General features: G+C 72.7%; 18 protein-coding genes and 2 pseudogenes. 7 read left to right on the top strand and 13 right to left on the bottom strand.

Annotation, left to right across the window (positions count from 1 at the left end; genetic code table 11):
* Both AB0K51_RS16110 and AB0K51_RS16115 read left to right on the top strand, forming a co-directional pair.
* Nucleotides 1-570: pseudogene (locus AB0K51_RS16110) on the top strand (hypothetical protein); the annotation flags it as partial.
* A gap of 153 nt (nucleotides 571-723) precedes the next feature.
* A complete protein-coding gene (locus AB0K51_RS16115) occupies nucleotides 724-1,623 on the top strand; it encodes a hypothetical protein (protein ID WP_363454932.1) in 900 nt (299 codons plus the stop codon).
* A 29-nt stretch (nucleotides 1,624-1,652) separates the two neighbouring features.
* Here AB0K51_RS16115 and AB0K51_RS16120 read toward each other — a convergent pair whose 3' ends face one another.
* The 8 genes from AB0K51_RS16120 to AB0K51_RS16155 all read right to left on the bottom strand — a co-directional run bounded on the left by AB0K51_RS16120 (nucleotide 1,653) and on the right by AB0K51_RS16155 (nucleotide 9,732).
* Nucleotides 1,653-2,339, bottom strand: a complete 687-nt coding sequence (locus AB0K51_RS16120; protein WP_363454934.1) for a spermidine synthase — start codon at nucleotides 2,337-2,339, stop codon at nucleotides 1,653-1,655.
* Between the two features lie 57 nt (nucleotides 2,340-2,396).
* On the bottom strand, nucleotides 2,397-3,254 hold the full coding sequence (locus AB0K51_RS16125; RefSeq protein WP_363454937.1) for an amino acid ABC transporter permease: 858 nt from the start codon (nucleotides 3,252-3,254) through the stop codon (nucleotides 2,397-2,399).
* Nucleotides 3,251-3,895 (bottom strand): amino acid ABC transporter permease, encoded by a 645-nt coding sequence (locus AB0K51_RS16130; protein ID WP_363454940.1) that lies wholly within the window; start codon nucleotides 3,893-3,895, stop codon nucleotides 3,251-3,253. The genes AB0K51_RS16125 and AB0K51_RS16130 overlap by 4 nt, the downstream gene beginning before the upstream one ends.
* 11 nt (nucleotides 3,896-3,906) lie before the next feature.
* A complete protein-coding gene (locus AB0K51_RS16135; RefSeq protein ID WP_363454943.1) occupies nucleotides 3,907-4,800 on the bottom strand; it encodes a glutamate ABC transporter substrate-binding protein in 894 nt (297 codons plus the stop codon).
* 9 nt (nucleotides 4,801-4,809) lie between these two features.
* Nucleotides 4,810-5,574, bottom strand: a complete 765-nt coding sequence (locus tag AB0K51_RS16140; RefSeq protein ID WP_363454946.1) for an amino acid ABC transporter ATP-binding protein — start codon at nucleotides 5,572-5,574, stop codon at nucleotides 4,810-4,812.
* A complete protein-coding gene (locus AB0K51_RS16145) occupies nucleotides 5,571-5,822 on the bottom strand; it encodes a LapA family protein (protein ID WP_363454949.1) in 252 nt (83 codons plus the stop codon). The genes AB0K51_RS16140 and AB0K51_RS16145 overlap by 4 nt, the downstream gene beginning before the upstream one ends.
* 141 nt (nucleotides 5,823-5,963) lie before the next feature.
* On the bottom strand, nucleotides 5,964-7,724 hold the full coding sequence (locus tag AB0K51_RS16150; RefSeq protein WP_363455118.1) for an ABC transporter ATP-binding protein: 1,761 nt from the start codon (nucleotides 7,722-7,724) through the stop codon (nucleotides 5,964-5,966).
* Between the two features lie 106 nt (nucleotides 7,725-7,830).
* A complete protein-coding gene (locus AB0K51_RS16155; RefSeq protein WP_363454951.1) occupies nucleotides 7,831-9,732 on the bottom strand; it encodes an ABC transporter ATP-binding protein in 1,902 nt (633 codons plus the stop codon).
* A 388-nt stretch (nucleotides 9,733-10,120) separates the two neighbouring features.
* On the opposite strand from AB0K51_RS16155, the gene AB0K51_RS16160 reads away from it, so the two are divergent.
* On the top strand, nucleotides 10,121-10,987 hold the full coding sequence (locus AB0K51_RS16160; protein WP_363454954.1) for an aldo/keto reductase: 867 nt from the start codon (nucleotides 10,121-10,123) through the stop codon (nucleotides 10,985-10,987).
* A 146-nt stretch (nucleotides 10,988-11,133) separates the two neighbouring features.
* Here AB0K51_RS16160 and AB0K51_RS16165 read toward each other — a convergent pair whose 3' ends face one another.
* Entirely contained in the window at nucleotides 11,134-11,934 is an 801-nt protein-coding gene (locus tag AB0K51_RS16165; protein WP_363454957.1) for a MarR family winged helix-turn-helix transcriptional regulator, read from the bottom strand.
* A 496-nt stretch (nucleotides 11,935-12,430) separates the two neighbouring features.
* On the opposite strand from AB0K51_RS16165, the gene fabG reads away from it, so the two are divergent.
* From fabG to AB0K51_RS16180, 3 genes and pseudogenes are all read left to right on the top strand, one after another.
* Nucleotides 12,431-13,216, top strand: coding sequence for a 3-oxoacyl-ACP reductase FabG (gene fabG, locus AB0K51_RS16170; RefSeq protein WP_363454960.1), 786 nt, complete (start codon nucleotides 12,431-12,433; stop codon nucleotides 13,214-13,216).
* Between the two features lie 148 nt (nucleotides 13,217-13,364).
* Entirely contained in the window at nucleotides 13,365-13,556 is a 192-nt protein-coding gene (locus tag AB0K51_RS16175; protein ID WP_363454963.1) for a hypothetical protein, read from the top strand.
* 670 nt (nucleotides 13,557-14,226) lie between these two features.
* A pseudogene (locus tag AB0K51_RS16180) lies at nucleotides 14,227-14,535 on the top strand (phosphatase PAP2 family protein); the annotation flags it as partial.
* 164 nt (nucleotides 14,536-14,699) lie between these two features.
* Here the strand turns inward: AB0K51_RS16180 and AB0K51_RS16185 are convergent.
* Nucleotides 14,700-14,885 (bottom strand): I78 family peptidase inhibitor, encoded by a 186-nt coding sequence (locus tag AB0K51_RS16185; protein WP_363454966.1) that lies wholly within the window; start codon nucleotides 14,883-14,885, stop codon nucleotides 14,700-14,702.
* A gap of 69 nt (nucleotides 14,886-14,954) precedes the next feature.
* On the opposite strand from AB0K51_RS16185, the gene AB0K51_RS16190 reads away from it, so the two are divergent.
* A complete protein-coding gene (locus AB0K51_RS16190) occupies nucleotides 14,955-15,230 on the top strand; it encodes a DUF6343 family protein (RefSeq protein WP_363454969.1) in 276 nt (91 codons plus the stop codon).
* Here the strand turns inward: AB0K51_RS16190 and AB0K51_RS16195 are convergent.
* The 3 genes from AB0K51_RS16195 to hpnH all read right to left on the bottom strand — a co-directional run bounded on the left by AB0K51_RS16195 (nucleotide 15,227) and on the right by hpnH (nucleotide 19,713).
* Nucleotides 15,227-16,618 carry an aspartate aminotransferase family protein gene (locus AB0K51_RS16195; RefSeq protein WP_363454972.1) on the bottom strand — a complete coding sequence of 464 codons (1,392 nt, stop codon included), beginning with the start codon at nucleotides 16,616-16,618 and terminating at the stop codon, nucleotides 15,227-15,229. The two genes, AB0K51_RS16190 and AB0K51_RS16195, sit on opposite strands and share 4 nt — an antisense overlap.
* Nucleotides 16,619-16,640: 22 nt before the next feature.
* Complete coding sequence (gene dxs / locus AB0K51_RS16200; RefSeq protein ID WP_363454975.1) at nucleotides 16,641-18,566, bottom strand: 1-deoxy-D-xylulose-5-phosphate synthase; 1,926 nt, start codon at nucleotides 18,564-18,566, stop codon at nucleotides 16,641-16,643.
* A 124-nt stretch (nucleotides 18,567-18,690) separates the two neighbouring features.
* Nucleotides 18,691-19,713 carry an adenosyl-hopene transferase HpnH gene (gene hpnH / locus AB0K51_RS16205; RefSeq protein ID WP_363454978.1) on the bottom strand — a complete coding sequence of 341 codons (1,023 nt, stop codon included), beginning with the start codon at nucleotides 19,711-19,713 and terminating at the stop codon, nucleotides 18,691-18,693.
* Nucleotide 19,714 lies beyond the last annotated feature (1 nt).

Consider the following 19,714-nt stretch of genomic DNA (forward strand, 5'->3'; position numbering starts at 1 on the left):
GCCGCCGCTCCGGCCGCCGCCGAGGACGACGACCTCCCCGGCAAGGGCACCTGGGTCCACGTCCCCCCGGCCGACTTCAACCCCTTCGCCCAGACCACTCCGCCGCCCGCCACCCCGGCCGCCACCGCACCCGCCGCGGCACCGGCACCCGTCGCTCCGGCGCGTCCGGCCAACGCCGACCCGTTCGGAACGGTGATCTCGGTCGAGCCCCCCGACCCGTTCGGCACCACGCTCGGCTCGGCCCCCGTGATCCCCCCGAAGCCGACCACCCCGCCCATGACCCCGCCCCCGCCCGCCGCGGACGAGGACGACAACGCCCTTCCCGGCAAGGGCACTTGGGTGAAGGTTCCCCCGCCGGACTTCAACCCCTTCGCACCCCCGGCCCCGCCGACCCAGGCCGCCGCTCCGGCCGCCGCCGAGGACGACGACCTCCCCGGCAAGGGCACCTGGGTCCACGTCCCCCCGGCCGACTTCAACCCCTTCGCCCAGACCAGCCCGCCGCCCGCCACCCCCTCCGCCGCCCCGCCGCCCGCGCCGTCGGCCCCGCCCGCAGCGAGGCCGTTCGGCTGACGACGCGTCAGCGCCGCTCCGGGCCCCGTCAGGTGCCCGGAGCACGGCACCACGTGTCGGACGGCCGGTGGATCCGGGGATCCCCTAAGCTCGCTTCGCCACCCTCACCCCTGATCGGCGGAGGACAGTACGTCGGGAATCAACCGTGCGCGGGTGATCAGAACGCTGACGTTCTGGCTGCGTCCGGCGTTCGTGCTGCGTGTCGTCGGCCGCTTCCAGCGGATCGCGGGCTTCGACCGCGCGATGGCCCTGGCCTCCGGCGCGCTGACCGCTCTCATCCCGCTCGCGGTGCTGAGCAGCGCGGTCTTCGGCGGTGAGGCCGCGGACCGGATCATCAACCGCTACGGGCTCACCGGCGGGGGTGCCGAGGCGGTCCGGACGGTGTTCTCCGGTGAGGCGGCGAGTGCCGGTGTCGGCGCGTTCGGGACGGTCTTCCTGGCGATCTCGGTGCTGAGCTTCTCCCGGACCATGCAGCGGTTGTTCGAGCAGACCTGGGAACTGAAGCCGCTCGGTGTGCGCAACACCCGCAACGGCCTGTGGTGGGTCTGCGCGCTCAGCTTCTACAGCGCGGTGATCGGGTGGCTCTACGTGACCCTGGGCGGCGGACGCCTCGGACTGGCGGCCGCGGTGTGCGAAGTGCCGGTCACCGCGGCCTTCCTCACCCTGAGCGGCCGGCTCCTCTCCGCGAAGCGGCTCACCGCGACGGTCCTGCTCCCCTTCGCGCTCTGCGCCGCCGTCCTGACCGCGGCCTATTCGGTGGTCGCGACCGTCTACCTGCCCCGCCTGTTCAACTCCTACGCCTCGCACTACGGCGCGGCGGGCGCGGTCTTCGGGATGGCGTCGGTCCTGTTCGGCGCCATGATCCTGCTCGTCGCGTCGGCGGCCCTGGGGCGCGAGGTGCGCGAGGAGCTCGTCCGGATCCGCCACGGCCGACGGCCGTCCCAGGACGAGGTCCGCCGCCAGTGGGACGCCATCGTCGAACAGACGCGCTCCCGGTGGCGCACCGTACGCAAGCAGGCCCCGCACCACCAACCCGAGGACTCCGACCGGTGAAGGGGCCGCGGCGTCGGCTTGACGTGGCGTCAGGTTCGGCGGGCCAGGTGGACGACGTCCGGTGCGCCGCGCTCCACCGCGACCTCCTCGGTGCGCACCCCGCCGAACCCGGCGTCCCGCAGCGCCTGTTCGAAGGCGGCGGAGGGCCGGGCGCTCCACACCGCGAGGACCCCGCCGGCGTGGAGGCGCTCGGCTGCGGCGGCCAGGCCGGCCGGGCCGTACAGGCCGGAGTTGTCCTCGGTGACGGTCCAGTCCGGGCCGTTGTCGATGTCGAGGCAGAGCGCGTCGTAGCGCGCGCCGGGCGCGGCGAGGTGGGCGAGCAGGTCGGCGTGCAGCACCTCGACCCGGGGGTCGGCCAGCGCCCCGGCGGAGACGGCGGCGAGCGGGCCGGTGCGGTGCCAGTCGATGATCGCGCCCTCGCGCTCCACCACGGCGATCCGCGACCAGCGCGGCTCGGCGACGGCGTACGCCAGCGAGAAGCCGACGCCGAGTCCGCCGATCAGCACGCTCGGCCGCTCGACGGCCAACTCGTCCAGTGCGGCCTGCACCAGTAACCGTTCGGAGCGCCCGTCGGCGGTGTCCATCAGGAAGCACCCGTTGGCGATGATCTCGAAGTGCGCCCCGCGACGTCGCAGCGCCACCTCGCCGTACGGGCCGTCCCGACGGTCGATCAGTTCGGCCTCGGCCAGGTCCTCGCGGCTCGGCAGCACGGACATCCGGGACCTCCTGATGGCATCGGTCGTAGACCATCCGACCCTAGCCGATCGGTGGTGCTACCCCTGGGCATCCACCACCGGGCCGACCTCGGCGACCGGCGCGCCGCCCTTCACCTTGGGGCTGCGCCGACCGCGCCGCTCCAGCCACTTGGCCAGCCAGGAGAGCAGCAGACACATCCCGATGTAGATCGGCGCGATGACCATGACCACCGGGATGAACGGCAGGTCGTAGTCGAGGTTGGTGGCGATCAACTTCCCGGCGTGCAGGAACTCCTCATAGGTGATCAGGAAGCCCAGCGAGGTGTCCTTCAGCGCGACCACCAGCTGGCTGACGATGGTCGGCAGCATCGCCCGGTTCGCCTGCGGCACCAGCACGTACGCCATGACCTGGGTCTTGCGCATGCCCAGCGCGTACGCCGCCTCCTTCTGTCCGCGGGGCACGGCCAGCACGCCGGCCCGGAACACCTCGGCCAGCACCGAGCCGTTGTAGAGGGTGAGTCCGGCGACCAGGGCCCACAGCGGTTCGACCTTGAGCGCGACGAAGATGAAGAAGATCATCACCAGCAGCGGCATGGCCCGGAAGAACTCCACCACCACGGTGGACACCCAGCGCACCGCCCGGTGGTCGGAGAGCCGGCCGGCGGCGAACAGCGCGCCGAAGGGGAGCGCGAACAGGACCGTCCAGCCGAAGGCCTTCAGGGTGTTGCCGAGGCCGTGCAGCAGCAGCCGCTGAACGCCCTTGTACTGGAAGGGCGTCCACTTCTCGTAGGTGAACTGGTCGGTGTGGAACAGCATGTAGACCACCCAGCCGACCAGCGCGGCGATCGCCAGCAGCGCCGCCACCCCGTACAGCCGGTGCCGGGCCAGCGCCTTGGGGCCGGGGACGTCGTACAGCGCGGAGGACTCCACCGTCATCGGGACACCGCCACCCGTCGCTCCAGCAGGTTGAACAGGGCGCTGATCGCCAGGGTGATGATCAGGTAGCCGACCGCGATCCAGACGAAGGTCCAGACGATGCTGTAGCCCAGTTCGTTGATGGTCCGGTAGGTGCCGAGCAGCTCGACCACGCTGAACGAGCCGGCGATCGCGGTGTTCTTCGCCAGCGCGATCATCACACTGCCCAGTGGCGCGACCACCGAGCGGTACGCCTGCGGCAGCACCACCACGGACAGCGTCTGACTGAACGTCATGCCCAGGCTGCGGGCCGCCTCGCCCTGCCCGGCCGGCACCGTGTTCACCCCGGAGCGCAGCACCTCGCAGACGAACGCCGAGGTGTAGCAGCCCAGCGCCAGCACGGCGAAGGTGAAGAACGGCAGCGTGATGTCGAAGCGCGGCAGGCCCAGCACCACGATGAAGAACAGCAGCGTCAGCGGGGTGTTGCGCAGCACCGTCACCCACCCGGTGCCGAACGCCCGCAGCGGCCGCACCGGCGAGACCCGGAAGCCCGCCGTCACCACCCCGAGCACCAGCGCCAGCGCCGCGCTGACCAGGGTCAGCCAGAGCGTCCCGAGGAAGCCGTGCCAGTAGGTGGACCAGTTGTCGACCAGGACCTTCATGCGCCGCCTCCCTACTGGTACCGGTCGATCGGGGGCGGCTGCGGCGCCGGCACCCCGGACAGGCCGAGGGTGGCGTCGTACGCCTTCCTCCAGTCGCCGTTCGCCTCGTGCCGCTGGAGTGCGTCGTCCAGCGCGAGGCGCAGCACGGTGTCGCCCTTGGGCACCCCGATGCCGTACGGCTCGGTGGAGAACGGCTGCCCGGCGATCTTCAACTCGTCCGGGACCTTCGCCGCGTAGCCCTGCAGGATCGCGTTGTCGGTGGTCACCGCGTCGACCTGACTGCTGATCAGGTTGTCCACGCAGGCCGAATAGGTGTCGTAGCCGATCAGCTTCGCCTTCGGGTAGTCCTTCTGGATCCGCTGGAAGGGGGTGGACCCGGCCGCCGAGCAGACCTTGCGCCCGGCCAGGTCCTGCGGCCCGTTGATCTTGTCCTCGTTGTGCCGGACCAGCAGGCTCTGCCCGGCGATGAAGTACGGGCCCGCGAAGCCGACCAGCTTCTTGCGGTTGTCGTTGATGGTGTAGGTGCCGACGTAGTAGTCGACCTGGCCGTTCTGCAGCGCCGTCTCCCGGTTGGCCGAGGCGATCGTGCGGAACTCGATCCGGTCGGGCGGGAAGCCGAGGTCGGCGCCGACCATCTTGGCGATCTCGATGTCGAAGCCGGAGTAGACGCCGGTCGCCGGATTCTTCTGCCCCAGGTACGGCTGGTCCTCCTTGGCGCCGACGACCAGGTGGCCGCGTGCCCGGGCCGCGTCCAGGGTCGGCGAGCCGCTGACCGTGTCGCTGCTCCGGACCTGGTAGCTGGGCAGGGCGCTGGGCTGCGGGCCCTTCGGCGGCGGGGTGCCCTCCTTGCCGCAGCCGGCCAGCACGGCGAGCAGCGCCAGCGCCGGCAGTACGTACCGTCTCACCGCGCCGCCTCAGTGCTTCAGGATCTTGGACAGGAAGTCCCTGGCCCGCTCGCTGCGCGGGTTCGCGAAGAACTCCTCGGGGACGCGGTCCTCGACGATCCGCCCGTCTGCCATGAACACCACGCGGTTGGCGGAGGCCCGGGCGAAGCCCATCTCGTGGGTGACCACCACCATCGTCATCCCCTCGGCGGCCAGCGAGCGCATCACCTCCAGCACCTCGTTGATCATCTCGGGGTCGAGGGCGGAGGTCGGCTCGTCGAACAGCAGCGCCTTGGGGTCCATCGCCAGCGCCCGGGCGATCGCCACCCGCTGCTGCTGGCCGCCGGACAGCTGCGCCGGGTACTTCTCCGCGTGCGCCGACAGCCCCACCCGCTCCAGCAGCGCCCGGCCCTTCGTCTCGGCCTCCGCCCGGCCCCGCCCGCGGACCTTGATCTGAGCCAGCGTCACGTTCTGCAGCACCGTCTTGTGCGCGAACAGGTTGAAGGACTGGAAGACCATCCCCACCTCGGCCCGCAGCTTCGCCAGGCCCTTGCCCTCCGCGGGCAGCGGCTCGCCGTCGATCCGGATGCTGCCGCTCTCCACCGGCTCCAGCCGGTTGATCGCCCGGCACAGCGTGGACTTCCCCGATCCGGACGGCCCGATCACCACCACGACCTCGCCGCGCCCCACCGTCAGGTCGATGTCCCGCAGCACGTGCAACTCGCCGAAGTGCTTGTTGACCGCGCGCAGCTCGATCAGCGGCGCGAAGCCCGCCGCCTCCTGCGGGACCGTCACTTGCTGCGCCGCCCCTTCAGCAGCCAGCCCAGTGCCATGCCGGCCAGCAGCGTCGCCAGCAGCGCGATCCACAGCGGGCTGGTGACGGTGAACACCCAGAACTGGATCTTCACCCGTTCCAGGTTGGCGAACAGGAACCAGATCGCCAACACCGTGATCGCGCCGATCGCGAGGTACCGGGTCGGGATGCCCGCGATCTCACTGCGCTGACCGGAGCCTGACTGGAAACCACCGGATGTCTTGGTCACCACCGCAGTCTGCGCCCGCCCCGCCGCCCGCCGCCCGCGCCACCCCCGCCGCCCGGGCCCCATTCACCCGTCCGCGCCACCGGCGGCGGCCCGGGCGGCCGCTGACCGTCGCCGGGTCAGCAGCCGCCCGGGCCGGTGCGGCTACCGTTCGTCCCGCCAGGACCGCCACAGCGCCGCGTACGGACCGCCCGAGGCGACCAGCTCCGGGTGCGGGCCGTACTCGGTGATCCGGCCCTGCTCGACCACCGCGATCACGTCGGCGTCGTGCGCGGTGTGCAGCCGGTGCGCGATCGCCACCACCGTGCGGCCCGCCAGCACCCGGGAGAGCGAGCGCTCCAGGTGCCGGGCCGCCCGCGGGTCGAGCAGCGAGGTCGCCTCGTCCAGCACCAGGGTGTGCGGGTCGGCCAGCACCAGCCGGGCCAGCGCGAGCTGCTGCGCCTGAGCGGGCGTCAGTGCCGCGCCGCCGGAGCCGACCTCGGTGTCCAGCCCGTCCGGCAGCGCGTCCGCCCACTCGTCGGCGTCCACCGCGGTGAGCGCGGCGCGCAGCTCGGTGTCGTCGGCCTCCGCCCTGGCCAGCCGCAGGTTGTCGCGCAGGGTGCCGACGAAGACGTGGTGCTCCTGGTTGACCAGCGCCACCTCGGTGCGCACCCGCTCGGCGGGCATCCGGGACAGCTGCGCCCCGCCGAGGGTGACCCGGCCGCGGCCCGGGGCGTAGATCCCGGCCAGCAGCCGCCCGAGCGTGGACTTGCCCGCGCCCGACGGGCCGACCAGCGCGACCCGGCTGCCCGGCTCCACCTCCAGCGTGATCTCGCGCAGCACGTCGGTGCCCTCGCGGTAGCCGAAGCTCACGTCGACCGCCTCGACCCGGCGGCCGTCCGGCCGCAGCGCCTCGTCGGTGTCCGGCTCGGCGACCTCCCGCACCCCGACCAGCCGGGCCAGCGAGGTCTGCCCGATCTGCAGCTCGTCGTACCAGCGCAGGAGGCGCGACACCGGGTGGACCAGCGCCTGCGCGTACAGCACCCCGGTGGTGAGGCGGCCGGGGGTGATCCAGCCGTGGATCGCGAACAGCCCGCCCAGCACCAGGGTGCCGAGCACCGCCAGCGCGTAGGTGCCGTCCACCGTCGGGAACCAGATGCTGCGCAGCCACAGGGTGTAGCGCTCCCACTGGATCCACTCGCGGATCTTCCGGTCCGTCAGCGCCACCCGCTGGTCGCCGAGGCGCAGCGTCTCGACCGTCCGGCCGGCGTCGACCGTCTCGGCCAGCGCCGTGTTCACCGCCGCGTACCCCGCCGACTCGTGGCGGTAGGACTCCGGGGCCCGCCGGAAGTACCAGCGGGAGGTGATCAGCAGCAGCGGGAGGCCGAACACGGCGGTGGCGGCCAGCAGCGGCGAAGTGACCACCAGCGCGCCGAGCACCAGCACCACCGAGACCGTCGCGACCACGAGTTCGGGCACCGCGTCGCGGATCGAGCGGGCCAGCCGGTCGATGTCGGTGGTGCCGCGGGAGACCAGGTCGCCGGTGCCGGCCCGCTCCAGGACGCCGAGCGGCAGCGCGACCGAGCGGACCAGGAAGTCCTCCCGCAGGTCGGCCAGCACCTCCTCGCCGAGGATGCTGCCGCGCAGCAGCGACAGCCCGGTGAACAGCGTCTGCACCAGCAGCGCCGCCAGGTACCAGCCGACCGCGGCGGCGATCTGCCCGCCCCCGCCGCCGGTGGACAGCGACTCCACCAGCGACCCCAGCAGCGCGGGCCCGACCAGCCCGGCGACGGTGGCCGTCCCGTGCAGCGCCACCACACCGGCCAGCCCGCGCCGGTGACGCCGCGCCAGCATCCGCCCGTACTCCCGTACCGCGCGGGTCGAACCGACCGGCAGGGTGGTCGCCGGCCCCTGCTCCTTGATCATGGGGGGCTTCACAGCACGCTCCTCGGACGAGTCGGGTGGGTCGGGCAGGTCGGGTGGACCCGGCGGCGGGCGGCGGCGGGTGACGTTCCGCGGACGGGGGTGGGCGTCATGCGCAGCCTCCGGGAGCGGTCGGGGTGATCGGGGCGGTCGGGAACAGGGGGACGGTCGGTGCGGGCAGCGCGGGCTCGGAGGCGGCAGCTGACGGATCGTCAGCCGCCGCCTCCTCGCGGGTGACGATCGCCCGGTAGCGCCCGTCCTGGGCCATCAGGGAGCGGTGGGTGCCGGTGGCCACCACCGCGCCGTCCTGGACCAGCAGCACCGCGTCCGCCTGGTCGAGCAGCAGCGGACTGGTGGCGAACACGACCGTGGTGCGGCCGCCCCGGAGCTTGCGGAGGTTGACGGCGATGCGGGACTCGGTGTGGGCGTCGACCGCGCTGGTGGGCTCGTCGAGGACGAGTACGGGCGGGTCGGCGACCAGCGAGCGGGCCAGGGCCAGGCGCTGGCGCTGGCCGCCGGAGAGGGAGCGGCCGCGCTCGGTGATCCTGGCCGCCATCGGGTCGCCCGCGCACTCGGGCGAGCCGTCGACCAGGGCCTCCAGCGCGTCCTCGGCCCGGGCGGCGGCCAGCGCCTCCGCGGTGCCGACCCGGCCGGAGCGCGGCACGTCCAGCAGCTCGGCGAGCGAGCCCGAGAGCAGCACCGGCTCCTTGTCGTGCACCAGGACGGCCGCCCTGGCCGCCGCCAACGACACCGCGTCCAGCTCCAGACCTCCGAGCCGCGCGGAGGCCACGGGCTGCGCGCCCTCGGCGAGCGCCGGTTGCCCGCCCAGCCGGGCGGCCAACTCGCCCGCCACGTCCGGATCGCCGCACACCACGGCGGTCAGCAGTCCGGCCCGGGCGGTGAGCCTGCTGCTCGGGTCGTGCAGGTCGGACCTGTCTGCGCGGGCCAGCAGCTCCGACGAGGCGTCGGGCGATGCTGACGCTCCGTCACCCTCCGTTCGTGTCGGATCGGCCGAGGACCGCTGCAGCGACAGCACCCGCACCGCGCGGCCCGCCGAGACCCGCGCCACGCTCCAGGCGTGCGCGGCCTCGCCCAGCACCCGCAGCGGCGCGGCCAGGAAGGCCGTCGCGCCGTAGACCGAGATCAGCTCGCCGACCCCGATCCGGCCGCTGAGCGCGAGGTGTGCGCCGTACCAGGTGACACCGATGACGAACAGGCCTGGCAGCAGCACCTCCTGGGACTGCATCAGCGCCCAGGTGCGGGCGGTGCGCACGGCGGCGGTGCGGACCTTCTGCGAGGCGGTGCGGTAGCGCTCCAGGAAGAGCTCCTCGCCGCCGATGCCGCGCAGCACCCGCAGCCCGGCCACCGTGTCGGCGGCCAGCTCGGACGCCTTGCCGCCGAGCGCGCGCTGCTCGGTGTACCGCCGCTCGAACGGGCCGAGCAGCGGCCAGACCGCGGCGGCCAGCACCGGCACGCCGAGCAGGACGGCGAGACCGAGGCCGGGCTGCCAGAACAGCACCACCAGGCTGACGCCGAGCCAGGCGAGCACCGCGCCGTACAGCCGGGCGGTGAGCTCGACGTACCAGCCGATCTTCTCCACGTCGCCGCTGGAGACGGCGACGATCTCGCCGGTGGCGATCCGGCTGGTCAGCCCGGAGCCCAGCCGGGAGGCCTGACGGGCCACCAGCTGCCGGACCTGGGACGCGGCCTGGATCCAGTTCCAGACCACCTGGCGGTGCAGCAGCACCGTCATCCCGGCCTGGCAGGCGGAGAGCAGCAGGGCGAGCCCGCCGGCGGCGAGCAGCGCGCCCGGGTCGCCGTCGACCACGGCCTGGACGCCCCGGCCGATCGCCACCGGGAGGGCGGCCAGGCAGCCGAGTTCCAGCAGGCTCCACAGGGTGGCGAGCAACTGCCCGCGGCGTTGGCTGCGTTGGAGCCAGCGCAGGAACGCCAGCGGGGAGGTGAGGTCGGGGCTGCCGGGATCGGGCAGCGGGAGGGGCCTGAGCGGCATGGTCGCTCCGTTGCGGGGGTGAGTCGGGGCAGGCGGCGACGGCCTGCCGCGCTGGGTGGGGGCGCGGCGGGGCGGGTCGGGGACGGCGGTGCCGTGGACGGACGGGCTCCGCGGCGGGCGGAGGCGGCCGGGGAGCGGAGTCGCGGAGGGGGGCCGGGGCGGGCGGCGGCGCAGCGGCGCGGGGGTGTCAGCTCGTCATGATGGGGAGCCTGACCGCCGGAATGTGACGCACGCAACAGGTTTTCCGACAGATCGGCCCGGTGCGGGAGTCGGCCCTGTCACGGTTCATCCGATCCGGGGATTTTCTCCCGACCGGGAATAGGCCATTGCCGACCCGGGTTGGCCGCCTCTTGGAAACAACCAGCACAACCGAAGGGCACCCCTTCCCGTGACCAGCACTCCCGCAATCCCCTCGATCACGCTCAACAACGGCGTGGAGATCCCGCAGCTCGGCTTCGGCGTCTGGCAGGTGCCGGACGCGGAGGCCGTCCCCGCGGTGCGCACCGCGATCGAGGCCGGCTACCGCTCCATCGACACCGCCGCGATCTACGAGAACGAGGCGGGCACCGGTCAGGCCGTGGCCGAGGCAGGCGTCGACCGCGCCGAGCTGTTCCTCACCACCAAGCTGTGGAACTCCGGCACCCTCGACTGGAACGGCGAGCAGGGCCGCGACCGCGTGCTGCGCGCGTTCGACGAGTCGCTCGGCAAGCTCGGCGTCGACCAGCTGGACCTGTACCTGATCCACTGGCCGCGCCCGATGCACGGCGACAGCTTCCTGAACATCTGGCGCGCCTTCGAGCAGCTGCACGCCGAGGGCCGGGTCCGCGCGATCGGCGTCTCCAACTTCCGCGTCCCGGACCTCGAGCTGCTGCTCAAGGAGACCGACGTGGTGCCGGCGCTGAACCAGATCGAGCTGCACCCGTACTTCCCGCAGGAGGAGCTGCGCGCGCTGCACGCCGCGCACGGCATCGCCACCGAGGCGTGGAGCCCGCTGGGCCAGGGCCGTGACCTGCTGGCCGAGCCCGCGCTGCTGGAGATCGCCGCGAAGCACGGCCGCACGGCCGCCCAGGTGGTGCTGCGCTGGCACCTGCAGAGCGGCGTCATCGCCATCCCGAAGTCGGTCACCCCGGCCCGGATCCGGGAGAACCTGGACGTCACCGGCTTCGAGCTGGACGCCGCGGACCTGGCCGCCATCGCCGGGATCGCCACCGGCAAGCGGATCGGCCCGGACCCGGCCGGCTTCGACTGGAACTGATCCGGCGCCAAGAACCCCCGCAGCACACCGGAGCGGGCCGACACCCTGTCAGGTGTCGGCCCGCTCCGGCGCGTTCCGGGCGGTGCCGCGTTGCCACCCGGATCACGGTCGCCCCCCGAACCGCCGGGCGGCGCGATGCAGAATCGTTACAGCCGTGCCGCCTTCGCGAGCAGCGCCAGCGCCGACGCGTGCTCGTGCGGCTCCAGCGGGGCGAGCAGCGCCTCCTGGACCTCGCGGACCCCGGCGGTGGAGCGGTGCAGCAGCTCCTGGCCGGTCGGGGAGAGCGAGAGCAGGTTGCGGCGCCCGTCCGAGGGGTCGCGACGGCGCAGCACCAGGCCGCGCCGGACCAGCCGGCTGACCATCTCGGCCATCGTCGCCTTGTCCAGCGAGGCCAGTTCGCCGACCGTGCGCTGGTCCGCGCCCGGCTCGGTCTCCAGCGCGTCCAGCACCGCGTACTGAGGAGCCGTCAGCTCGTTGCCGACCTTCTCCGACCAGAGCTTGGTGTGCACCTGCTGGGCCACCCGGATGAGGTAGCCGATGGCGCGCTGGGCGTCCAGCGTCGGCCGGGCGTCGTTCATGACGGCGACCGCGGCCGGCTCCAGCCTGGCTATCCGGGACATCACCCGGACGACCTCCAACTGTTCGTCGGGGCTGAGCGGTTCGAACAGGGTCCGCTGGACGCGGACCACGCCGCCGGTGGCCTCGCGGACGGCCTGAGCGCCGCTCTGCGAGAGCGCCAGCAGCTTGCGGCGGCCGTCGGCGGGGTCGCGGCGGCGGAGCACCAGGCCCCGCCGGACCAGCCGGGCAACCATTTCGGCCATCGTGGCCTTGTCGAGCGAGGCCCGTTCGCCGACCGTGCGCTGGTCGGCTCCGGGCTCCAACGCCAGTACCAGCAGCACCGCGAACTGCGGAGCCGTCAGCTCGGTACCGACGTATTCGGACCACAAGCGGGTGTGCACCTGCTGGGCCACGCGGATGAGGTGACCGGGCGACTGCTGCAGTCGGCCGGGCACGCGGGTCGTCGGGATCTCCCCCAGCACCATGAAATCCGTCCCGGTGTCACGCTCGGGGTGTGTGGGACACCCGAGCGGGGCAGTAACGGCGAGTGAGCATCCCGCTGTGAGGGAGGACGCGCCAGCCGTGCAGCCGGTGGCTGCTGGCGCACACTATACAAACGGTCGGCCTGCGCTGGCAGGTAGGGGCAGATAGTAGTCGCAGGTTCGGTGAAGTTGGCATATTTCTCTCGTATGTCGGGGTCACATCACCCGCTCGGCCGCAGCCCTACCTCACCCTCTGTCACCTGCGGCGCTGCACTCTGGCCCGGAACGCTACCCGCCGGTAGGGTGACGCCCGCAGCGCGCAGCGCAACCCCTGATTCTCATTCGCGGGTCGCCGGCACGTGGCCGGTCCCGTCGTCCGACTTCGAGAGAGACGAGTACGAAGATGACCGAGCAGAGCACGTCCGTGACCGCCGACGCCCCGGTCCGGGTGGCCGTGGTGACGGGTGCGGCGCGTGGGATCGGGGCGGCCACCGCCCTGCGGCTCGCCGCCGACGGCTACGCGGTCGCGGTGGTCGACCTGGAGGAGTCCACCGCCAAGGGCACCGTCGACGCGATCGAGGCGGCGGGCGGACGGGCACTGGCGGTCGGCGCGGACGTGTCGGACGCCGAGCAGGTGCAGGCGGCGGTCGACCGGATCGCCGCCGAGCTGGGCACGCCGGTGGTGCTGGTGAACAACGCGGGCGTGCTCCGCGACAACCTGCTGTTCAAGATGTCCGAGTCGGACTGGGACACCGTCATGAACGTGCACCTCAAGGGCGCCTTCCTGATGACCCGCGCGGTGCAGAAGCACATGGTGGACGCCGGCTTCGGCCGGATCGTCAACCTCTCCTCCTCCTCCGCGCAGGGCAACCGCGGCCAGGCCAACTACTCGGCGGCCAAGGCCGGCCTGCAGGGCTTCACCAAGACCCTGGCGATCGAGCTCGGCAAGTTCGGCATCACCGCCAACGCGGTCGCCCCGGGCTTCATCGCGACCGACATGACCGCGGCCACCGCCGCCCGGGTGGGCATGGAGTTCGAGGCCTTCAAGCAGGCGGCGGCCACCGCGATCCCGGTGGCGCGGGTCGGCGTGCCGGAGGACATCGCGCACACCATCTCCTTCCTCGCCTCCGAGGGCGCCGGCTTCGTCTCCGGCCAGGTGATCTACGTGGCGGGCGGCCCGCTGGACTGATCCCGGCGCGTCGCGGCCCTCGTGGTGCGGAGGGACGGCGGCCGGGGTCACACTCGACTTGCAGTCCTCCCGCCGTCCGACCGGCGGCGGGCGCCCGAACGGAAGGGCCGCGACGGCCCTTCCGGTGCTCCATCCACGGAGGTTCTTGATGACCGGACCCACGGACAGCGACTCCATGCCGACGCCGGACAACCTGCTGCACACCGGGGCCGAGCACCCCGTCGACCCCGAGGACCTGGTGATGGCCTCGGGCCGCACCCCCACGCCGGAGCTCATCGAGAAGGCCAGGCGACAGCTGGAGACGGAGGGCGCGGTGGCCGTCGAGCGGCTGCTGCCCTGACCCCTGCGCCACCCTTCGAAGGGGCGGCCGATTTCCCGGAAGTGACCTGCGTCACCGGAAATCGACCGCCCCTTTCGCGTGCGCACTACCCGTAGGGCAATTGGAGAAACCTGCGGAATACGGCGCGCGGATGCGCCCCCGGGGGCGTGATTTCGCCCACTCGTGCGGCGATTGCCGCGCCACCGTACCGCCCGTGAGCTGCCGTTATGTGGATGCTGCGGACAACGGGTCACCGGCGGGTGACAAGTGCCCGGAATCAGCCGGTCCGCCCGGGGGCAGCCGGTAATGTCGAACCGTGCCAGCCATGCCCGAATCCCTCGAGAAGCGGATATCGACCACCGTGTGCACGGTTCCGGTCCAATCCGACCGCGAATCCGCCACTTCCGTGACCGATTCCGTCCTTCCGCCGATCAGCCGACGGCACGCCGTGCTCTTCGGCCTGACCGGGCTGGTGTACCTGGCCGTGGTGGTCGCCATCCTCTACGACTCCCCGCTGGTCGACCTGGACTGGGCGCTGCAGCAGCTGCGCCCGTACCGGCGCTGGCCGGAGGCGCTGCCGTACCTGGACATCTGGGTGGTCGCCGGGCAGCGCGGGCCGACCGCCATCGCGGCCTGCCTGTGGCTGGGCTGGCGCTGCTACCGGACCCACTCGGCGCGGCCGCTGCTGGTGATGGGGATGGCGCTGTTACTGCTCAACGTCACGGTCGGCGCGGTCAAGATCATCACCGGGCGGCTCGGGCCGCACTACGCGCACTACGTGGGCTCGCCGGAGCTCTTCTCCGGCGGGACCATCTTCCCTTCCGGGCACACCGCCAACGCGGTGGTCACCTGGGGGGTGCTGGCCTACCTGGCGGTCCGCTGGCGCCGGACCGGCGCGGTGCTGGCCGGGCTGACCGCCGCCTCCATCGGACTGACCACGGTCTACCTGGGCACCCACTGGATCTCGGACGTCCTCGCGGGCTGGGCGGCCGGGGCGCTGGTGCTGCTCTCGCTCCCGCTGGCCGAGCCGGCGGTGGCCGCGCTGAACGAGCGGATCACCGAGATCTGGCACCGCGAACGCGACGCGGCCCGCCCCGCGGCCGCCCGGCCGCGCCGGGAGCCGGCCCGGCCGTCGTGGACGACCACCCCGCTGCCGGTCCGCCCTCAGGCCGCCCAGGCCCGTTCGACCTCGCCGTCCCGGACGGTCAGGTTGAGCCGGTCGGACCGGTACTCCATGGTCACCAGCTCGCCGGGGGCCAGCACCCGCACCGTCCGCCAGCCCCGTTCGGCCGCCAGTGCGCGGGCCGGCTCCTCCGGCAGTCCCAGGTAGTCCGCCAGTACGTCGTCCATCGCCGCCTCCCGCTTGCCACCGGTCCTACGCTGAAAGAGTAGGCCGACGACAGCGGGAGGCGGTGTGCGATGCGGCGCGCCAGGACGCCCAGGACGTGGCGGAGCGGGACGGAGCCGGCCACCGCGCGCAGCGATCTGAAGCTCCGGTTCCTGCTGTCGGTGCTGTTCCTGCCGTTCTTCGCCCTGTGCACCGCCGGCTTCGCGGTCTGGGCGGCACTCGCCGCGCCGGACGGCGCGCCCAGCAGCGGGACGCTGACCGTCTTCGCGGTCGGCTGCGGCGTGCTGACGGTGGTGGCGGCGGCCGACCTGTGGGTGGTGGTCCGCCGCCGCCGGACCGAGCTCTAACGACTGCCGACCGCCTGCTTGACCAGGGTGCGGCCGAAGTCCCACATCAGGCCGCTGCCGCGGTGGGCCTCGTCCATCACCTCGGTGAAGGCGTCGACGAAGCGGTCGACCTCCTTCTCGGTGATGATCAGGGGCGGGATCAGCTTGATCACTTCCAGATGGTCGCCGGAGACCTGGGTGAGGATCCGGTGCCGCTGCAGCAGCGGGACCACGACCATCTGCGCGAACAGGCCCTTGCGGGCGGCCTGCAGCGCCGTCCAGCCGGTGCGCAGCTTCAGCGACCTGGGCCGGCCGAACTCGATGCCGATCATCAGCCCGCGGCCGCGCACCTCGGCCAGCAGCTCGTACCGGTCGGTCAGCGCGGCCAGCCGGGAGCGGAACAGCTCGCCGATCCTGGCGGCGTTCTCCACCACGCCCTCCTGCCGCATCACGTGCAGGGTGGCCAGGCCCGCCGCCATCGCCTGGGCGTTGGAGCCGAAGCTGGCGGAGTGCACCAGCACGCGGTCCATCGAGGAGTACACCCTCTCGAAGATCCACGACTTGCCGAGGGTCGCCCCGATCGGGACGTAGCCGCCGGACAGCGCCTTCGCCGCGCAGACCAGGTCGGGCTGGACGCCCTCCTCCGCCTGGTAGGCGAAGAAGGTGCCGGTGCGGCCGACGCCGGTCTGCACCTCGTCGCAGATCAGCAGGGCCTTGTGTTCGTGCAGCAGGGCCTGGGCGGCGGCCAGCCAGCCGGGCGGCGGGGCCAGCACGCCCTTGCCCTGGATCGGCTCCACGATCAGCGCCGCGACGTCGCCCTTCTTCAGCTCGCGCCGCAGCGCGTCCAGGTCGCCGAGCGGGATCGCGGTGTCCGGCAGCAGCGGGTCGAAGCCCTTGCGGAAGCCGCCCTCGCCGTTGACCGACAGCGAGCCCGCGGTCAGCCCGTGGAAGGCGTGGTCGCAGTACAGCACCCGCCGCCGGCCGGTGGCGTACCGGGCGAACTTCAGCGCCGTCTCGACCGCCTCGGTGCCGCTGTTGCCGAAGAACACCCGGTCCAGGCCCGGCGCGTGCGCGATCAGCTGCTCGGCGAGCAGGCCGGGCAGCGGCGAGCAGTCGAAGCGGGTCAGGTCGGCCGTCTCCAGCCGCATCACCTGCTCGATGGTCGCCCGGACGGCGGGGTGGTGCCGGCCGAGCGCGAAGATGCCGAACCCGGCCAGCATGTCCAGGTACTCGTTGCCCTCGGCGTCGTAGAAGTACGGGCCCGCGGCGCGCTCGTAGTACCGGTCGAAGCCGATGGTGTGCAGCATCCGCGGCTGCTGCGGGTTGAGGTAGCGGGCGTGCAGTTCGTAGCGTTCGCCGCCCCGGGCGTCGAGCAGGGCGGCGAGGTCGAGCGGTTCGGCCTGGGTCACGCTGGTTCGCTCCTTGGGTCGGTCACTTGCGCGGCACCCGAGGCCGGTACTCCTCGGCGCCGCTCCGCGTGCCGGGCAGCAGGCGGCGGGCGTAGGCGGCGGTCTGGGCGGCGACGCCGGTGCCGGTGAGTCCGACTTCCTCGAGGATCTCACCGCGCGAGGCGTGCGCCAGGAACTCCTGCGGGATGCCGAGGTCGCGCAGCGGGACGTCCACCTCGGCGTCGCGCATGGCCTGGGCGAGGGCGGCGCCGACGCCGCCGGTGCGGCCGCCGTCCTCGACGGTGACCACCATCCGGTGGGCGGCGGTCAGCGTGACCAGCTGCGGGTCGATCGGCTTGACCCAGCGCGGGTCGACCACGGTGGCGGTGATCCCCTCGGCGGCGAGCAGCGCGGCGGCGTCCAGGCAGGCGGGGGCCATCGCGCCGACGGCGACCAGCAGGACGTCCGGGCTGGGCCCGGTGCGGGCCAGCACGTCGATGCCGCCGATCCGCTCCAACGCCGGTACCGCGGGCCCGAGTTCACCCTTCGGGAAGCGCAGCACGGTGGGCGCGTCGGTGACCTGGACGGCCTCCCGGAGCTGTTCGCGCAGCCGGTCGGCGTCGCGCGGGGCGGCCAGCCGCAGCCCGGGGACGACCTGCAGGATCGACAGGTCCCACATGCCGTTGTGCGAGGCCCCGTCGTTCCCGGTCACCCCGGCCCGGTCGAGCACGAAGGTGACGCCGAGCCGGTGCAGCGCGACGTCCATCAGGACCTGGTCGAAGGCCCGGTTGAGGAAGGTGGCGTACACCGCGACCACCGGGTGCAAACCGCCGGTGGCCAGGCCCGCGGCGGAGGCCACCGCGTGCTGCTCGGCGATCCCGACGTCGTAGATCCGGTCGGGGTACGCCCGCGCGAACGGCCCGAGTCCGACCGGCTGCAGCATCGCCGCGGTCACCCCGACCACGTCCGGCCGCTCCGCGCCGATGGCGAGCATCTCCTGGCCGAAGGCGGAGGTCCAGGAGACCCCCGCGGACGGGGAGATCGGCAGGCAGGTGTACGGGTCGATCGGGTTCACGGCGTGGAAGCGGTCGGCCTCGTCCTGCTCGGCGGGCCGGTAGCCGCGGCCCTTGACGGTCAGGCAGTGCACGATGACCGGGCCGCCGAAGTGCCGGGCCTGGCGCAGCGCCTGTTCGACGGCGGCAATGTCGTGGCCGTCGATCGGGCCGAGGTACTTCAGGCCCAGGTCCTCGAACATGCCCTGCGGCGCGAAAGCGTCCTTGAAGCCCTTCTTGGCGCCGTGCAGCGCGTCGAACAGCGGCGGGCCGACCACGGGGGTGCGCTGCAGGGCGTCCTTGCCCCAGGACAGGAAGCGCTCGTAGCCGCGGGTGGTGCGCAGGGTGGCCAGGTGGTGGGCGAGGCCGCCGATGGTGCGGGCGTAGGAGCGCTCGTTGTCGTTGACCACGATGACCAGCGGGCGGTCCTGCGCCTCGGCGATGTTGTTGAGCGCCTCCCAGGCCATGCCGCCGGTGAGCGCGCCGTCGCCGATCACCGCGACGGTGCAGCGGTCCACGCCGAGCAGCTGGTTGGCCTTGGCGATGCCGTCGGCGTAGCCGAGCGCGGTGGAGGCGTGCGAGTTCTCGATCAGGTCGTGCGGGGACTCGGCGCGCGAGGGGTAGCCGGAGAGCCCGTCCTTGGCGCGCAGCCGGGAGAAGTCCTGACGGCCGGTGAGCAGCTTGTGCACGTACGCCTGGTGGCCGGTGTCCCAGAGGATCCGGTCGTGCGGGGAGTCGAAGACCCGGTGCAGGGCGATGCTGAGCTCCACCACGCCGAGGTTCGGGCCGAGGTGGCCGCCGGTGCGGGTGACCGCGTCGATCAGGAAGTCGCGGATCTCGTCGGCGAGGATCGGCAGCTGCCCGGTGTGCAGTCGTCTGAGGTCGGCGGGCCCGGTGATCTGGCTCAGCAGTGGCATGGCGTGCACCTCACGGCTGTCTCGGTTGCGTGGACTGTCGGAGTCCAGCCTGCGGCCCTGCGGTCGCGGTCGCCTGTCGACACCCGGCCGCCCGCGACGTGGCGGGCGGCCCGGTGACGGGGGGTCAGGCCTTGGGGGCGGCGAGGGTCTCGCGGGCGGCGCGGATGGACTCCTTGAGGGAGCCCATGGTGGCGAGGACGGCGGTGGGCTCGTAGCCGCAGTGGGCCATGCAGTTCTCGCAGCGCGGGTCGCGGCCGCGGCCGTACTTGTCCCAGTCGGTCTTCTCGATCAGCTCGCGGTAGGTGGGGACGTAGCCGTCGGACATCAGGTAGCAGGGGCGCTGCCAGCCGAACAGCGAGTAGTTGGGGATGCCCCAGGCGGTGCACTCGAAGTCGACCTTGCCCTCCAGGAAGTCCAGGAAGAGCGGGCTGTGGTTGAGGCGCCAGCGCCGGCGGTTGCCGCCGCCGAAGGACTTGCGGAAGAGCTCGCGGGTCTGCTCGACGCCGAGGAAGTGCTCCTGGTCGGGGGCCTTCTCGTAGGCGTAGGCCGGGGAGATCATCATCTCGTCGACCTTCAGCTCGTCGTTCAGGAAGTCCAGGACCTCGATCACGGTCTGCGGGGTGTCGGTGTTGAAGAAGGTCGAGTTGGTGGTGACCCGGAAGCCGCGCCGCTTGGCCTCCTTGATCGCCTCCACCGCCTCGTCGAAGGTGCCCTCCTTGGCCACCGAGGCGTCGTGCCGCTCGCGCAGGCCGTCGATGTGAACCGCGAAGGTGAAATACGGCGAAGGGGTGAACTTGTCGAGGTTCTTGCGCAGCAGCAGCGCGTTGGTGCACAGGAAGATGTACTTGCGGCGGGCCACCAGCTGCCGGACGATCTCGTCGATCTGCGGGTGCATCAGCGGCTCGCCGCCCGCGATGGAGACCATCGGGGCCCCGCACTCCAGGACCGCGCCGACCGCCTGGGCGACCGGCATCCGCTGCTTGAGGACACCCGCGGGGTGCTGGATCTTGCCGCAGCCCTCGCACTTCAGGTTGCAGGCGAACAGCGGCTCCAGCTCGACGATCAGCGGGAACTTGTCCCGGCGGCGCAGTTTCTGCTCCATGAGGTAGGTGGATACGCGGATGGTCTGACGCAGCGGCATGGCCATG

It is taken from the genome of Kitasatospora sp. NPDC049285 (assembly GCF_040678815.1).
Taxonomy (GTDB): Bacteria; Actinomycetota; Actinomycetes; order Streptomycetales; family Streptomycetaceae; genus Kitasatospora.

Coding starts and splice junctions, on each gene's coding strand:
- AB0K51_RS16120 (WP_363454934.1), bottom strand. CDS start 2,339: ATGTCCGTGCTGCCGAGCCGCGAGGACCTGGCCGAGGCCGAACTGATC.
- AB0K51_RS16125 (WP_363454937.1), bottom strand. CDS start 3,254: ATGACGGTGGAGTCCTCCGCGCTGTACGACGTCCCCGGCCCCAAGGCG.
- AB0K51_RS16130 (WP_363454940.1), bottom strand. CDS start 3,895: ATGAAGGTCCTGGTCGACAACTGGTCCACCTACTGGCACGGCTTCCTC.
- AB0K51_RS16150 (WP_363455118.1), bottom strand. CDS start 7,724: ATGATCAAGGAGCAGGGGCCGGCGACCACCCTGCCGGTCGGTTCGACC.
- AB0K51_RS16155 (WP_363454951.1), bottom strand. CDS start 9,732: ATGCCGCTCAGGCCCCTCCCGCTGCCCGATCCCGGCAGCCCCGACCTC.
- fabG (WP_363454960.1), top strand. CDS start 12,431: ATGACCGAGCAGAGCACGTCCGTGACCGCCGACGCCCCGGTCCGGGTG.
- AB0K51_RS16175 (WP_363454963.1), top strand. CDS start 13,365: ATGACCGGACCCACGGACAGCGACTCCATGCCGACGCCGGACAACCTG.
- AB0K51_RS16185 (WP_363454966.1), bottom strand. CDS start 14,885: ATGGACGACGTACTGGCGGACTACCTGGGACTGCCGGAGGAGCCGGCC.
- AB0K51_RS16190 (WP_363454969.1), top strand. CDS start 14,955: ATGCGGCGCGCCAGGACGCCCAGGACGTGGCGGAGCGGGACGGAGCCG.
- dxs (WP_363454975.1), bottom strand. CDS start 18,566: ATGCCACTGCTGAGCCAGATCACCGGGCCCGCCGACCTCAGACGACTG.
- hpnH (WP_363454978.1), bottom strand. CDS start 19,713: ATGGCCATGCCGCTGCGTCAGACCATCCGCGTATCCACCTACCTCATG.